General features: G+C 73.7%; 15 protein-coding genes. 13 read left to right on the top strand and 2 right to left on the bottom strand.

The annotated features are described in order from the left end of the window. The first annotated feature begins 5 nt into the window (after nt 1-5). From K7G60_RS06365 to K7G60_RS06345, 5 genes are all read left to right on the top strand, one after another. The gene (locus K7G60_RS06365; RefSeq protein WP_225799810.1) at nt 6-1,349 is read left to right on the top strand and encodes an ATP-binding protein; all 1,344 of its coding nucleotides are present in this window, start codon (nt 6-8) and stop codon (nt 1,347-1,349) included. Next, nucleotides 1,346-2,440, top strand: coding sequence for a tetratricopeptide repeat protein (locus K7G60_RS06360; protein ID WP_225799809.1), 1,095 nt, complete (start codon nt 1,346-1,348; stop codon nt 2,438-2,440). The genes K7G60_RS06365 and K7G60_RS06360 overlap by 4 nt, the downstream gene beginning before the upstream one ends. 119 nt (nt 2,441-2,559) lie before the next feature. Further along, nucleotides 2,560-2,919, top strand: a complete 360-nt coding sequence (locus K7G60_RS06355) for a histidine triad nucleotide-binding protein (RefSeq protein ID WP_041129179.1) — start codon at nt 2,560-2,562, stop codon at nt 2,917-2,919. Between the two features lie 3 nt (nt 2,920-2,922). Continuing rightward, nucleotides 2,923-3,828: a ribonuclease Z gene (locus K7G60_RS06350; protein WP_225799808.1), complete on the top strand. Its 906-nt coding sequence runs from the start codon at nt 2,923-2,925 to the stop codon at nt 3,826-3,828. Between the two features lie 2 nt (nt 3,829-3,830). Continuing rightward, nucleotides 3,831-4,826 carry an adenosine deaminase gene (locus K7G60_RS06345; protein WP_225799807.1) on the top strand — a complete coding sequence of 332 codons (996 nt, stop codon included), beginning with the start codon at nt 3,831-3,833 and terminating at the stop codon, nt 4,824-4,826. A 325-nt stretch (nt 4,827-5,151) separates the two neighbouring features. Here the strand turns inward: K7G60_RS06345 and K7G60_RS06340 are convergent, their stop codons facing one another. Continuing rightward, a complete protein-coding gene (locus tag K7G60_RS06340) occupies nt 5,152-6,495 on the bottom strand; it encodes an MFS transporter (protein WP_225799806.1) in 1,344 nt (447 codons plus the stop codon). A gap of 256 nt (nt 6,496-6,751) precedes the next feature. On the opposite strand from K7G60_RS06340, the gene K7G60_RS06335 reads away from it, so the two are divergent. From K7G60_RS06335 to K7G60_RS06315, 5 genes are all read left to right on the top strand, one after another. Further along, complete coding sequence (locus K7G60_RS06335) at nt 6,752-7,870, top strand: PfkB family carbohydrate kinase (RefSeq protein WP_225799805.1); 1,119 nt, start codon at nt 6,752-6,754, stop codon at nt 7,868-7,870. Between the two features lie 106 nt (nt 7,871-7,976). Then, nucleotides 7,977-9,023, top strand: a complete 1,047-nt coding sequence (locus K7G60_RS06330) for a PhoH family protein (RefSeq protein ID WP_225799804.1) — start codon at nt 7,977-7,979, stop codon at nt 9,021-9,023. A 12-nt stretch (nt 9,024-9,035) separates the two neighbouring features. Further along, nucleotides 9,036-9,533 (top strand): rRNA maturation RNase YbeY, encoded by a 498-nt coding sequence (gene ybeY, locus K7G60_RS06325; RefSeq protein WP_041129173.1) that lies wholly within the window; start codon nt 9,036-9,038, stop codon nt 9,531-9,533. A gap of 5 nt (nt 9,534-9,538) precedes the next feature. Next, a complete protein-coding gene (locus K7G60_RS06320; protein ID WP_225799803.1) occupies nt 9,539-10,834 on the top strand; it encodes a hemolysin family protein in 1,296 nt (431 codons plus the stop codon). Next, the gene (locus K7G60_RS06315; protein WP_225799802.1) at nt 10,831-11,184 is read left to right on the top strand and encodes an MmcQ/YjbR family DNA-binding protein; all 354 of its coding nucleotides are present in this window, start codon (nt 10,831-10,833) and stop codon (nt 11,182-11,184) included. The genes K7G60_RS06320 and K7G60_RS06315 overlap by 4 nt, the downstream gene beginning before the upstream one ends. Before the next feature lie 67 nt (nt 11,185-11,251). On the opposite strand, the gene K7G60_RS06310 is transcribed toward K7G60_RS06315, so the two are convergent. Further along, complete coding sequence (locus tag K7G60_RS06310) at nt 11,252-12,667, bottom strand: MFS transporter (RefSeq protein WP_225799801.1); 1,416 nt, start codon at nt 12,665-12,667, stop codon at nt 11,252-11,254. A 168-nt stretch (nt 12,668-12,835) separates the two neighbouring features. On the opposite strand from K7G60_RS06310, the gene K7G60_RS06305 reads away from it, so the two are divergent. The 3 genes from K7G60_RS06305 to K7G60_RS06295 form a co-directional block, all read left to right on the top strand. Next, nucleotides 12,836-13,657 carry a helix-turn-helix transcriptional regulator gene (locus tag K7G60_RS06305; protein ID WP_263985598.1) on the top strand — a complete coding sequence of 274 codons (822 nt, stop codon included), beginning with the start codon at nt 12,836-12,838 and terminating at the stop codon, nt 13,655-13,657. Between the two features lie 164 nt (nt 13,658-13,821). Then, complete coding sequence (locus tag K7G60_RS06300) at nt 13,822-14,559, top strand: hypothetical protein (protein ID WP_225799799.1); 738 nt, start codon at nt 13,822-13,824, stop codon at nt 14,557-14,559. 41 nt (nt 14,560-14,600) lie between these two features. Beyond that, nucleotides 14,601-14,996: hypothetical protein (locus K7G60_RS06295; protein ID WP_225799798.1), on the top strand; the 396-nt coding region annotated here is incomplete at its 3' end.

Genomic DNA, 14,996 nt, shown 5'->3' with positions numbered 1-14,996 from the left:
CCCGCATGGCCGACGAGTCCCCCCTCATCCGCAGTCTGCGCGCCGCAGTGGCCGCCGCGCCCGGTGACGTCCCCCTGCGCCTCCACTTCGCCGAACTCCTCCTCTCCGAGGGGCGGAACGACGAGGCCGTCATGGAGGCGGCCGTCGCGCTCCAGCACGCGCCCGGCGACGCGGCCGCCCGCGCGCTGATGGTCCGCGCGATGGGGCCGGCCCCATCGCCCGCGCCGGTCTCCGAGGAGCCCGCGGAGCCCGTCGCGCCCGCGCCGGTTCCCGAAAAGCCGGCCCCGGTGTCCGAAGGACCCGTGCCGGTGTCCGAAGGACCCGCGCCCGTCCCCGGGGCGCCCGCCGTCCCCTCCTTCGACTGGGACGCCGCCGAGCAGCAGGTCCGGGACCTCGTCGGGCCCCGGTTCCTGGACGACCCGCAGGCCGACGGCGCCGAGGGGTCCGCGGGGGACGCCGCCGCCTGGGACGTCGACGCCCCCGGTGCCGTACGCCTCGCCGACGTCGGCGGCATGGACGACGTCAAGGAGCGCCTGGAGGCCGCCTTCCTCGCACCCATGCGCAACCCCGAACTGCGCAGGCTGTACGGCAAGTCGCTCCGCGGCGGCCTCCTCCTCTACGGCCCGCCCGGCTGCGGCAAGACGTTCATCGCGCGGGCCGTCGCGGGCGAGCTCGGCGCGAACTTCCTCACCGTCTCGCTCTCCGACGTCCTCGACATGTGGATCGGGGCCTCCGAGAAGAACATCCACGACATCTTCGAGACCGCCCGCCGCCAGGCGCCCTGCGTCGTCTTCCTCGACGAGCTGGACGCCCTCGGCGCCAAGCGCTCCCGCACCCACCACAGCGGCCTGCGCAACGTCGTCAACCAGCTCCTCACCGAGCTCGACGGCATCGCGAGCGGCGCCGGCAACGAGGGCGTCTTCGTCCTCGCCGCCACCAACGTGCCCTGGGACGTGGACATCGCGCTGCGCCGCCCGGGCCGCCTCGACCGCACCCTGCTCGTGCTGCCGCCGGACGCAGCGGCCCGGGAGTCGATCCTCCGCTACCACCTGCGGGAGCGCCCCATCGAGGCCGTCGACCTCGGCAAGCTCGTCAAGGCCACCGAGGACTTCTCCGGCGCGGACCTCGCGCACGTCTGCGAGACGGCCGCCGAGGCCGCGCTCCTCGACTCCGCCCGCACCGGCTCCGTACGCCTGATCACCACCAAGGACCTGCTCGGCGCGGCCCGGCAGATCAAGCCGTCCACGGAGCCGTGGTTCGCCGCCGCCCGGAACGTCGCCATGTTCGCCAACGAGGGCGGGCTCTACGACGACCTCCTCGCCCACCTCAAGCGGAAGCGCAAGCTGTGACCGCCTCCACCGCGCTCGCCCGAGCCGAGGCGCTCTACGAGACCGGGCGGTACGCGCAGGCCGGTGAGCTCGTCGCCCGGCACCTGGCGACCGAACCCGAGGACGCCGAGGCGCTCGTCCTGCTCGCCCGCTGCCACCACCGGGCCGGCGACCGGGCCGCCGCCCTCGCCGCCGTCGACCAGGCGCTGCGGGCCGAGCCCGAGCTGCTCGGGGGCTGGCTGATGCGGGTCCACGTCCTGCTCGCCGACCGGCGGTTCCAGGAGGCCGAGGCCACCGCCCGGCACGCCGTCGAACTCGCCCCGCAGTACTGGGGCACCCACTACGCGCTCGGCACCGCCCTCGCGGAGCACGGCGAGCACGCGCGCACGCCCGCGCGTACCGTCGAGGCGTACGAGGCGGCGCGGACCGCCGTCACCCTCGCCCCCGAGGAGGACGCGGCCCACTTCCTGGTCGGCCTCACCGCCCAGCGGCGCGGCGACCACGCCACCGCGCAGCGGGCGTACGAGACGACCCTGCGCCTCAACCCGCAGAGCAGCGAGGCCCACAACAACCTCTCGCTGCTGCGGCTGCGGCGCCGCTGGTTCCGGCGTGGGGCCTGGACGCAGGCCGCCGAGGGCTTCGTCGCCTCCGCCGCGCTCGACCTCCAGGACCGCAAGGCCCGCTACAACCTGGAGGCCATGGCCTGGAACACCGCCGCCGGGGCCCGCTGGGTCGCCCTCCTCGGCTTCGTGGCCTCCGCCGTCGCCGTCGCCGCCGTCCCCGACCGCGCGACCTGGGCGGACGCGGCCGTGCCGCTCCTGGTCGGCGGGGCCGTGGTCCTCGGTGCCTGGACCGGCTGGGGGGTGTGGATGGCCCGCCGGGTGCCGCCCCGGCTGCGCCGGCCCCTGTTCCTCGTGGCGCGGGGCTGCCGGCCGGTGCTGTTCATGGCGGGGGCCGTCGGGCTCCTCGGCCTCCACTCGCTCGCCTCGCTCGCCCTGTGGTCCTTCGACCCGGGCGTGGTGGGCGGGTTCGGCACGCCCCTGTTCTGGGGCGTGGTCGTCACGTACTGGGTGAGCCGCTCGGCGCTCAACCGCCGCGCACCGAAGGAGTAGGCCCGCCGACCGGCCCGTGAGGTCCTCCGCCGGCTGTCGGGGGCGGCGGATAGCATGACCGGGTAGTTGATCGTCAGCACACCGTCAGTGATCGGCACCAGACCGAGGAGGCCCGGGACATGGCCGGAGAGCCGCAGAGCGACTGCCTGTTCTGCAAGATCGCGGAAGGGGAGGTGCCGGCGACGATCGTGCGCGAGACGGAGACCACCGTCGCGTTCCGCGACATCAACCCGCAGGCGCCCACGCACGTCCTCGTGATCCCGCGCGTGCACTACCCCGACGCCGCGTCGCTGGCCGCCGCCGCGCCGACCGTCGCCGCCGACATACTGCGCGAGGCGGGCGAGGTCGCCGAGCAGGAGAAGATCGACGGCAGCGGCTTCCGGATCGTCTTCAACACCGGCGCCGGCGCCGGCCAGACCGTCTTCCACGCCCACGCGCACGTCCTCGGCGGCCGCGGCCTCAACTGGCCCCCCGGATAGCCCGTGTCCGTACGCGAACTGGTCGTCCTCGGGACCGCGAGCCAGGTCCCGACCCGGCACCGCAACCACAACGGCTACGTGCTGCGCTGGGACGGCAGCGGCATCCTCTTCGACCCGGGCGAGGGCACCCAGCGCCAGATGCTGCGGGCCGGGGTCGCCGCGCACGACCTCGACCGGATCTGCGTCACGCACTTCCACGGCGACCACTCGCTCGGCCTGGCCGGGGTGATCCAGCGGATCAACCTCGACCAGGTCCCGCACCCGGTCACCGCCCACTACCCGGCGAGCGGGCAGCACTTCTTCGAGCGGCTGCGGTACGCCACGGCCTACCGCGAGACCGTGAAGCTGACCGAGTCGCCCGTCGCCGCCGACGGGCCGCTCGCCGTCACCGGGTCCTTCACGCTGGACGCCCGCCGGCTCTCCCACCCCGTCGAGTCCTACGGCTACCGGATCACCGAGCCCGACGGGCGCCGCCTCCTGCCCGGGAAGCTCGCCGCGCACGGCATCAAGGGCCCCGACGTGGGCCGGATCCAGCGCGAGGGCAGCCTCGGCGGCGTCTCCCTCGACGAGGTCAGCGAGGTCCGGCGCGGACAGCGCTTCGCCTTCGTCATGGACACCCGGCTCTGCGACGGGGTGCACGCCCTCGCCGAAGGCGCCGACATGCTCGTCATCGAGTCGACCTTCCTCGACGAGGACGTCCGGCTCGCCACCGACCACGGCCATCTGACGGCCGGACAGGCCGCCGCCGTCGCACGCGACGCGGGCGTCCGGCACCTCGTCCTGACCCACTTCTCGCAGCGCTACTCCGACCCCGCGGCCTTCGAGCGGCAGGCGCGGGCGGCCGGGTTCGACGGCGAGCTGAGCATCGCCCAGGACCTCATGAGGATCCCCCTACCGAAACGAACGTGAACATGCCCGTACCCAAGGCCGAACTGCACCTCCACATCGAAGGCACCCTCGAACCCGAGCTCGCCTTCGCGCTCGCGGCCCGCAACGGCGTCACCCTGCCCTACGCGGACACCGAAGCCCTCCGCGAGGCGTACAGCTTCAGCGACCTCCAGTCCTTCCTGGACCTCTACTACGACCTGGTGGCGGTCCTGCGCACCGCCGAGGACTTCACCGAGCTCGCCGACGCCTACCTGGAGCGGGCCGCGGCCCAGGGCGTCCGGCACGCCGAGATCTTCTTCGACCCGCAGGCGCACACCGCCCGCGGCGTCCCGATCGGCACCGTGATCGAGGGCCTCGGCGCCTCCCTCGACCGCGCCGAGGAGCGCCACGGGATCTCCACCCGGCTCATCCTGTGTTTCCTGCGCGACGAGTCGGCCGAGTCGGCGCTCGCGACCCTGGACGCCGCGAAGCCGTACCTGCACCGGATCACCGGCGTCGGCCTGGACTCGGCGGAGGTCGGCCACCCGCCGGCCAAGTTCCGCGAGGTGTACGAGGAGGCCGCCCGGCTCGGCCTCCGCCGCGTCGCCCACGCGGGCGAGGAGGGCCCGGCGGCCTACGTCCGCGAGGCGCTCGACGTGCTCGGCGTGGAGCGGATCGACCACGGGCTGCGCTGCATGGAGGACCCGGAGCTCGTCGACCGGCTGGCCCGCGAGCGGGTGCCGCTGACGCTGTGTCCCCTGTCGAACGTCCGGCTGCGCGTCGTCGACGCCCTCGCGGACCATCCGCTTCCCGCGATGATGTCGGCGGGCCTGCTCGTCACCGTCAACTCCGACGACCCCGCGTACTTCGGCGGGTACGCGGGCGACAACTTCGACGGGGTGCGCGACGCGCTGGGCCTGACGCCGGAACAGCTCCGCGAGCTGGCGCGGAACTCCTTCCGGGCGTCGTTCCTGGAGGACGACGAGGAGCGGCGTGCGCGGTACCTCGCCGAGGTGGAGGCGTACGAGTTCGAGGCGTAGCGGCGGTTCTCCGCCGTACCGGTTCCGCGGGCTCCCCGCGCGGTGACACCGGGCGCCGGCAGTCGTCCCGGGGGAGCGGCAGGGGGTCGGACGCCTCCGGTCCCGGACCCCGCCCGCCCGGCGGTCCGAGGCGCCCGCCCCGCCCGCCCGGCAGGACGCCGGCGGCGCCGTGGCGCCCCCGTGGGCTCGCTCGTGCGGATCGTGAGCGGCCACAGCGGTCCGTGCCTCGCGGTGTCCGGCGCGTCGACCGGGGTCGTCGACCTGAACCGGTTCGGCCGCGGCCCGTCCGCCGACCGCTCCTGGCGGTTCGGCCGGGAGCGAGCCCTCAGCCCCGGTCCGACGGGCGGGCCAGGCGGAACGTCGACTTCGCCACGCTGCGCCCCGCCGGGACCGCGACCGGGGCGACCTCCTGCTCCGGCGCTCCCACCTGGGGCACCAGGGCCGTCCCCGCGCCCCGCCCCGCGAGCACCGCCGCGGGCGCCCCGCCGCGGCGGCGGATCGAGCCCGGGACCAGGGGGCGGCCGGAGGCGTGGCGGGCGACCGCCGTCATGGGGGCGGCGACCAGCAGGAGCAGGGAGCAGAGGACCAGGCCCATGCCCGGGTAGCCCGCGCGGTCGGAGAGCAGGGAGCCGGTCACCGGGCCGCAGGCCACGCCGAGGGAGGAGGCCGAGCCGACCATGACGGCCCAGCGGCCGCGCGGGTCGAGGGAGGCGGCCAGCCCCAGGAGGTAGGACAGGACGACCGGGTAGACGGCGTTCCACAGGATCTCGCCGGTCGCGAAGCCGGCGAGGTCCTCGGCGGACGAGCTCAGCCACACGCAGCCCGCGATGATCACCGTGCCCGCGCCGATCGGGACCGCCCGGCCCAGGCGCGAGCCGAGCGCGCCCGCCGCCGTGACGCCGGCGAGGCCCGCGCCGAGCGCCGCCGCGAAGACCGCGCCGACGGTCACCTCGGAGAGGCCGGCCTGGGTGAGTCCGATGCGGCCGCTCACGCCCCAGAGGGCGTTCTGCGCGAGGGACCAGCACAGGACGCCCCCGGCGAGCACGGCACCGGCCCGCCGGTACGGCAGGGGGCCCGGGGCCTCCCGCACCCCGCGTGCGGCGCCCACGGCCTCCCTCACCGCCCGCGTGCCGCCCGGCAGCCGGCCCGTGACCGGCCACACCGACGCCGCCGCGCAGGCGATCGCGAGGAGCGGCGCGGCGTGGCCGCCGCCGAGGTGCGGAAGGGTCAGGTAGAGGGCGCCCGCCATCGCCGAGACGGAGAGCAGGCCGAGGGTGGAGGCGCGGTGCGGATCGCGCTCCCCGGCGATCCCGGCCACGGCCACCGCCGTCGCCGTGCCCGAGCCGAGGCCGCCGAGGACCGCGCCCGCGACCACCAGCGGCACGAGGCCGGTCGCGGCGGCGGAGCCGTATCCGACGGCCATCGCGAGCAGGCCGGCGCGGGCGGCGCGGCGCGGCGCGATCCGCTCCCCGCGCGCGGCGAGCGTGAAGCCGGCGGCCGAGGAGCCGAGGAGGAGGACGGAGCCGACCAGACCGGCCTGGGCGGGGGTGAGGCCGAGTCCGGCGGAGAGGCGGCCGACGACGGTCGGCAGCAGGTACGGGGCGAGGTAGCCGGCGGTGAAGAGGGCGACGAGGGCGACGAGGGCCCCGCCGCGGGTCCGCGAGGACATGGGCGTTCCCAGGAACGGAAGGGGAGGGGTGGAGCGCCCGGGGCGTGCGCGATGCACGGGGTCGCGGAACCATGTGTATCAAGCGGGTGGGCGGCCGGAGAAGGCGGTTTCCGCCGGTTCGGCGTGTGATCCGGGTCACCATGTGTTTGGCCTGTGGGATCGGGGGTATGGGAGGCGCCTTCCTGTGCGTCCCGCCCGTCACCCCATCCCCATCGGGCACACTGATCTGGTCCGCACCGCGACCGGGGAGCCTGCCGTGAGCACAGCAAGGGGAGAGCAGCCGCAACACGACGCCGAGGTCGACCCGTTGGTGTGCCTGCGCGAGCCCACCGACCCGGCCTGCGACGTCTTCCTGACCGGCACCGTCTTCCTGGACATCATCTTCACCGGCCTGGACAGCGCACCCGTCCGCGGCACCGAGTCCTGGGCCCGGGGGATGGGGTCGAGCCCGGGCGGCGTCGCCAACATGGCCACCGCCCTCGCCCGGCTCGGGCTCCGGACCTCGCTCGCCGCCGCCTTCGGCGACGACCACTACGGCGAGTACTGCTGGGACGCCCTGGAGCAGGGCGAGGGGATCGACCTCTCGCTCTCCCGGACCGTGCCCGGCTGGCACTCGCCCGTCACCGTCTCCATGGCCTACGAGGGCGAGCGCACGATGGTCTCCCACGGCCACGAGGCCCCGCCGCTCGACGGCGCCCTGCCCGCCTACCCGCCGCACGCGCGCGCCGCCGTCGCCTCCCTCGTGCCCGGCCGCTCCGAGGAGTGGGTCGCCCAGGCCGCCCGCGGCGGCGCCAAGGTCTTCGCCGACGTCGGCTGGGACGACACCGGCCGCTGGGACCTGGCCGGCCTCACCGACCTCCAGCACTGCGAGGCCTTCCTGCCCAACGCCGCCGAGGCGATGCGCTACACCCGCACCGAGTGCCCCCGGGCCGCGGCCCGCGCCCTCGCCGACAAGGTCCGCTACGCCGTCGTCACCCTCGGCGCCGAGGGCGCCTACGCCGTCGACGGCGCCACCGGCGAGACCGCGGAGGTCCCCGCCATCCAGGTCTCCGCCCTCGACCCGACCGGCGCGGGGGACGTCTTCGTCGCCGGTTTCGTCACCGGCACCCTCGCCGACTGGCCGCTCGCCGACCGGCTCGCCTTCGCCGGCCTGACCGCGGCGCTGTCGGTGCAGGAGTTCGGCGGCTCGCTGTCCGCCCCGACCTGGGGCGAGATCGCCGCCTGGTGGCAGCACGTCCAGGGCCACGCCCGGCAGGACCCCGAGGCGCTGCGCGGCCGCTACGCCTTCCTGGAGCGGCTCCTGCCCGCCCCCGCCCGGGCGTGGCCGCTGCGCAGGGCCGTGCCGACGATCGGGTTCAGAGCGGCCCACTCGTAAACCGCTACGGGCTTGTCGGCGCCTGGTCGTAGGCTTGGTAACCGAGAGGTCGTCGAGCGGCGAGGACCCTGCAACGGGAGGTATGCGCAGGCCACAGTGCCGGCCCATGACTCACACACCCACAGCCCACGACGGAGCGCCCCGCGAGGAGGCGCCCGGACAGGCCCGCGCCCACTTCACCGTCCCCGCGAAGCACCCCATGGTGACCCTGCTCGGCTCGGGCGACGCCCTGCTCCGCGTGATCGAGCGGTCGTTCCCGGACACCGACATCCATGTGCGGGGCAACCAGGTCAGCGCGGTCGGAGACGCGGCGGAAGTCGCCCTGATCCAGCGCCTGTTCGACGAGATGATGCTGGTGCTCCGCACCGGTCAGCCGATGACGGAGGACGCAGTGGAACGCTCGATCGCCATGCTCAGGGCGAGCGAGAACGGATCGGCCGAAGGCGGCGAGGAGACCCCCGCCGAGGTGCTCACGCAGAACATCCTCTCCAGCCGGGGGCGCACGATCCGCCCCAAGACGCTCAACCAGAAGCGGTACGTCGACGCGATCGACAAGCACACGATCGTCTTCGGCATCGGCCCCGCCGGCACCGGCAAGACCTATCTCGCCATGGCGAAGGCCGTCCAGGCCCTGCAGTCCAAGCAGGTCACCCGGATCATCCTGACCCGCCCCGCCGTCGAGGCGGGCGAGCGCCTCGGCTTCCTGCCCGGCACGCTCTACGAGAAGATCGACCCGTACCTGCGGCCGCTCTACGACGCCCTGCACGACATGCTCGACCCGGACTCCATCCCCAAGCTGATGGCGAACGGGACGATCGAGGTCGCGCCGCTGGCGTACATGCGCGGACGGACGCTGAACGACGCGTTCATCATCCTCGACGAGGCGCAGAACACGAACCCCGAGCAGATGAAGATGTTCCTCACCCGCCTCGGCTTCGACTCGAAGATCGTCATCACCGGTGACGTCACCCAGGTCGACCTGCCGAACGGGACGAAGAGCGGTCTGCGGCAGGTCCGGGACATCCTCGACGGGGTCCCCGACGTCCACTTCTCGACGCTCACGTCGCAGGATGTCGTCCGGCACAAGCTCGTCGGCCGTATCGTCGACGCGTACGAGCAGTACGACAGCCGCAACGGCCGCAACGGGAAGTAGTACACAAGCACCATGTCGATCGACGTCAACAACGAGTCCGGTACCGAGGTCGACGAGCAGGCGATCCTCGACATCGCCCGCTACGCCCTCGCGCGCATGCGCATCCACCCCCTCTCCGAGCTCTCGGTGATCGTGGTGGACGCGGAGGCGATGGAGCAGCTCCACATCCAGTGGATGGACCTGCCCGGACCGACGGACGTCATGTCCTTCCCGATGGACGAGCTGCGCCCGCCGTCGAAGGACGACGAGGAGCCCCCGCAGGGGCTGCTCGGCGACATCGTGCTCTGCCCCGAGGTCGCCACCCAGCAGGGCAAGGACGCGCCGACGCAGCACTCCATGGACGAGGAGCTCCAGCTCCTCACCGTCCACGGGGTGCTGCACCTGCTCGGGTACGACCACGAGGAGCCGGACGAGAAGGCCGAGATGTTCGGCCTCCAGGCGGCGATCGTCGACGGCTGGCGCGCGGAGAAGGGGCTCACCGGCCCGTCCCCGGCGCCGACCGTCTCCTGACCCCGATGGACGCTTCGCTGATCTTCGGCGCGGTCGCGCTGGTCGTCGTCGCCTGGCTCGCCGCCTGCGCCGAGGCCGGTCTCGCCCGCGTCTCCAGCTTCCGTGCCGCCGAGGCCGTCCGGTCCGGGCGGCGCGGGTCGGAGAAGCTCGCCCAGGTCGCCGCCGACCCGACCCGCTATCTCAACGTGGCGCTGCTCGTCCGCGTCGCCTGCGAGATGGCGGCCGGCGTCCTCGTCACGTACGCCTGCCTCACGGCCTTCCCGGAGACCTGGCAGGCGCTCCTCGTCGCCATCGTCGTGATGGTCCTCGTCTCGTACGTGGCCGTCGGCGTCTCGCCGCGCACCATCGGCCGCCAGCACCCGCTGAACACGGCGACCGCCGCCGCGTACGTGCTGCTGCCGCTGGCCCGGATCATGGGCCCGATCCCGCAGCTGCTCATCCTCATCGGCAACGCGCTGACCCCGGGCAAGGGCTTCCGCAAGGGCCCCTTCGCCTCCGAGGCCGAGCTGCGGGCCATGGTCGACCTCGCCGAGCAGGAGTCGCTGATCGAGGACGAGGAGCGCCGGATGGTGCACTCGGTCTTCGAGCTGGGCGACACCCTCGTCCGCGAGGTGATGGTGCCCCGGACCGATCTCATCTGCATCGAGCGGTACAAGACGATCCGTCAGGCCCTCACCCTGGCGCTGCGCTCCGGCTTCTCCCGGATACCGGTCACCGGCGAGAACGAGGACGACATCGTCGGCATCGTCTACCTCAAGGACCTGGTCCGCCGGACCCACATCAACCGGGAGTCCGAGGCCGACCTGGTGTCCACCGCGATGCGGCCCGCCGCCTTCGTGCCCGACACCAAGAACGCCGGCGACCTGCTGCGCGAGATGCAGCAGGAGCGCAACCACGTCGCCGTCGTCATCGACGAGTACGGCGGCACGGCCGGCATCGTCACCATCGAGGACATCCTCGAGGAGATCGTCGGCGAGATCACCGACGAGTACGACCGGGAGCTGCCGCCCGTCGAGGAGCTCGGCGAGGACCGCTACCGGGTCACCGCCCGCCTCGACATCGGCGACCTCGGCGAGCTGTACGGCTTCGGCCCCGACGAGTACGACGACGAGGACGTGGAGACCGTCGGCGGTCTGCTCGCCAAGGCCCTCGGCCGGGTCCCGATCTCGGGCGCCGAGGCGGTCGTGGAGCTGCCGGACGGACGCTCGCTGCGGCTGACGGCCGAGGCCCCCGCCGGCCGCCGGAACAAGATCGTCACCGTCCTCGTGGAACCGCTGGAACCGGAGGAGAAGCCGGAATGACCCCCGACGAGCTGCGCGCCTTCTGCCTGGACTTCAACGACGCCTCGGAGGAGTTCCCCTTCAGCCCGGAGGTCTCCGTCTTCAAGGTCGCCGGGAAGATGTTCGCGCTCTCGTGGCTCGACGCCGAGCCGCTGCGGGTCAACCTCAAGTGCGATCCGGACGAGGCGGTGCGGCTCCGCGAGGAGCACCCCGCGATCGCCCCCGGCTACCACATGAACAAGCGGCACTGGAACACCGTGACCGTCGGAGAGCTCCCGGACCGGATGGTCCGGGAGCTCGTCGAGGACTCGTACGACCTGGTGGTCGCGGGTCTGCCGAAGGCCGTGCGGCTCCGCCTCGACCGGCCGTAGCCGAGGCCGTACGGCTCCGGCCCCGACAGGCCGTGACCGTACGGCTCCGGCCCGGACGGTCCCCGGTTCAGGACCGGCGCCGCAGGCCGAGGGCGACCAGGGCCGCCGCGCCCAGCACGATCGCCGCGTCCAGGGCGATGACCGTGCGGACACCGGCGAAGAGGTCCGCGCCGGTGGTGGCGAGCACCCCGAGCAGCGGGATGCCGACGGTGAGACCGACCTGCTGGGTGGTGGTGACCAGACCGGTCGCGAGCCCCTGCTCCTCGTCGCGGACGCCGGAGGTGACGGTCACGCCGTACGAGATGATCGCGCCGAGGTGCAGCATCGACGCCAGGGAGACGGCCACGGTCGCCAGGACCGCGCCCGAGTCCCGGCCGACGCCGAGCAGCGCGGCGGTGAGCAGTCCCTGACCGGCGAGCGAGACCACCAGGGTGCGGTGGGCCCCGATCCGGCCGATCACCTTCGGGGTGATCATGCCGGCGAGGACCGAGAAGGCGCCCTGGACGCCGAAGACGATGCCGGAGGCGAAGGCCGAGAGGCCGAGGGTCTCCTGCAGGTACAGGGTCAGGACGAAGACGATCGTCGACATCATCGAGAAGGTGACCAGACCGCCCGCGTTGCCGAAGGCGACGGTGCGGCGGCGCAGCACCGGCAGCGAGACCAGCGGGGCCGGGTGCCGGGACTCGATCACGCCGAAGGCCACCAGCAGCAGCACGCCGAGGGCGAGGGTGACGGGGACGTCCACACCGCCGAAGCCGCGCTCGGCGGCCGTCGTCAGGGCGTAGATCAGGGAGAGCAGACCGCCGGTGACGGTCATCGCGCCGGGCACGTCGAGACGGGGCCGCTCGGGGGTGCGGGACTCGGGCAGCAGGCCCGGGGCGAGCGGCAGCACGACCAGTGTGAAGACGGCGAGCAGGGCCATGGTGGAGCGCCAGCCGAGGGTGTCGGTCATGACACCGCCGAGCACCATGCCGATGGTGAAGCCGAGGGACATCAGGGTGCCGGAGATGCCCAGCGCCCTGGCCCGCAGCGGGCCCTCGGGGAAGACGGTGGTGAGCAGCGCCATGCCGGTCGGCACGATCGCCGCCGCGCCCAGGCCCTGGAGGGCCCGGCCGGCGAGGAAGGCGCCGGGGCTCCAGGCGAGGGTGGCGAGCAGGGAGGCCGCGCCGAAGAGCACGAGGCCGGAAAGGAAGAGCTTCTTGCGGCCGAAGAGGTCGCCGATCCGGCCGAAGAGCAGCAGGAAGCCGCCGGAGGGCAGGGCGAAGGCGGTGACCGCCCACTGGAGGGCGGACGGGTCGAAGCGCAGGTCGGCGCCGAGGACGGGCAGCGCGACGTTCAGTACGGAGAAGTCGAGCGCCACCATGAACTGGGCGGCGCACAGGACGAAGAGGACGAGCCGGTCGCGGCCGGTGAGGGCGGGGGGAGCGGCCGGGGCGGCGGAGGGGGCGGTGGGGGACTCGGGCGGGGTGGTCGTCGTTGCCATGCCCCCACCTTCGGCGGACGGGAACAACGCCGGGGAGCGGGTACTTATCCTGTTGGTCGCACCACCAGGCATCCACCATGCGTCCAGGGGGAGGAAGCACACGTGGCCACCGCTCTCGAGAGTGCCGGCGCGAAGCAGCGCCGACTCGCCGAACTGCGCGAGTTCCTGATGAGCCGTCGGGCCCGGGTCAGCCCGGCCGAGGCGGGACTCCCGGACGGCGGTGCGCGCCGCCGCACCCCGGGCCTGCGCCGCGAGGAGGTCGCGGTCCTCGCGGGCGTCGGGGTCTCCTGGTACCAGTGGCTGGAGCAGGGCCGGGACATCACGGTCTCCCCGCAGGTCCTCGACTCGGTGGCGCGGGTGCTGCGGCTGAGCCCGGCCGAGCGGCGCCATCTGTACGTCCTGGCGGCGCTGAACCCGCCGCCGCTGGAGGCGGCCCCGGAGGACCGGGACATGTGCCACGGCCTGCGGCGGCTCATCGACGCGTGGATGCCGTTCCCCGCGCACATCATGGACCAGTACTGGAACACCGTGATGTGGAACGACGCGGCGGCGGTCGTGCTCGGCATGCGGCAGGAGATCGTGCAGAACTGCCTGATCGCGTTCTTCACGGATCCGCTGTACCGCGAGCGGGCGACGCTCTGGGAGGAGCTGGCGCCGAAGGTCGTCGCGCAGTTCCGTTCGGCGTGCTCCGAGTGCCCGGACGACGAGGGCTTCCGGGCGGTGGTCGAGGAGGCCAAGGAGCTCAGCCCGGAGTTCGCGGAGCTGTGGGAGCGGCGGGACATCCTGCCGGGCGGCCAGAACCGCAAGGAGATGGAGCACCCGCTGGTCGGCACGCTGGTCGTCGAGTCCACCCAGCTCAGGGTGCCGGCCCGGCCGGACCTGGTGATCGTGATGCACACCCCGCTCCCGGAGGCGGACACGGCCGAGAAGCTGGAGTGGCTGGTCTCGCCGGAGGGGCGCCGCGGGGCGATGTACCCGGTCGCGGGCTGACCGCGCACGACCCCCTGTGACCAGTGGATTTGGCGATCTCTTGAGGAATCGGGGCCCTCGCTGAGGCGATGTCGGAGGGCCCGGATATTCTCACGCGGCACGACATCGCAGGACGCGGTCGTGCCGCTTCCCGTCGTCCCTCTCACCCTTGAGGCTCCCGCATCATGCGCACGCGTATCACCCGTGGCCTGTCCGCCGTTCTCGCCGTCTCCGCGCTCTCGCTGACCGCCGCGTGCGGCGGCTCGGACGGCACCGAGAAGGACGGTGCCGACAAGCCGGCCGCCGGTGGGTCGGCCTCCGCCTCCGCGGCTCCGACGTCCCAGGCTCCGGCCGCCGCGCCGCTGACGGCCGCGCAGATGAAGGCCGCCGCCCTGGAGGTGAAGGACCTGCCGTCCGGCTGGAAGGCCAAGAAGGGCGAGGACGACAAGACGGTCTACAAGGCCGACAAGGCCGAGTGCCAGCCCCTGGCCGCCATGATGAGCGCCGGCATCGAGGGCGCCACCCAGGGCGCGAGCGTCGACTTCGTCATCGGCGACAACGCCTCCGAGCTCAGCCAGGAGGTCGCGACCTTCCCGGCCGGTGCCGGCGCGGCCGACTACACGAAGAAGATCGCCGCGGCGCTGGACGGCTGTGCGGGCTTCAGCGTCGAGGTCGAGGGCCAGAAGATGAAGGTCGAGTCGAAGAGGCTCACCGCCCCGCAGGGTGCCGAGGAGGCCATCGCCTTCGGGATGACCCTGGAGGTCGCGCCCGGCATCAAGATCGCGCCCGACCTGGTGGTCGCGCGCCAGGGCGCGGGTGTGTTCCGCATGCTGCACCTGGCGGACGCCGCCGCGGCCAAGAAGGACTTCGACGGCCTCGCCAAGGCGGCCACCGACAAGTTCGTCGAGGCCGCCCGGGGCTGAGCCCCCGACCCGTGCCACAGGCCCCGGCCTATCCTCGGATCATGACACTCAACCGCGAGCACGAGGACCTCGGCGCCGAGGACCTCAAGATCATCACCCTTGCGCGGAGCGCCCGCGCCCGCAACGGCGTGCCCGAGGGCGCGGCCGTGCGCGACGAGACGGGCCGCACCTATGTGGCCGGCACCGTGGAGTTGGAGTCGCTCAAGCTGAGCGCGCTGCGGACCGCGGTCGCGATGGCCGTGGCCAGCGGCGCCCAGTCGCTGGAGGCGGCGGCCGTGGTGTCGAACGCCGAGGCCGCGTCGGACGACGACCGCGCAGCGGTGCGGGACCTGGGCGGGCCGGAGACCCCGGTGCTGCTCGCCGGTCCGGACGGGCGGCTGCGCGCGGCCGTCACGGCGGGCCGGGGGGGCGGGAAGGGACGGCGGGGGGGGGGGGGG

This window comes from Streptomyces sp. NK15101, assembly GCF_020400725.1.
Taxonomy (GTDB): domain Bacteria; phylum Actinomycetota; class Actinomycetes; order Streptomycetales; family Streptomycetaceae; genus Streptomyces.
Note: the sequence above shows the minus strand (reverse complement) of the source record. Positions and strands in the feature narration are given on the sequence as shown.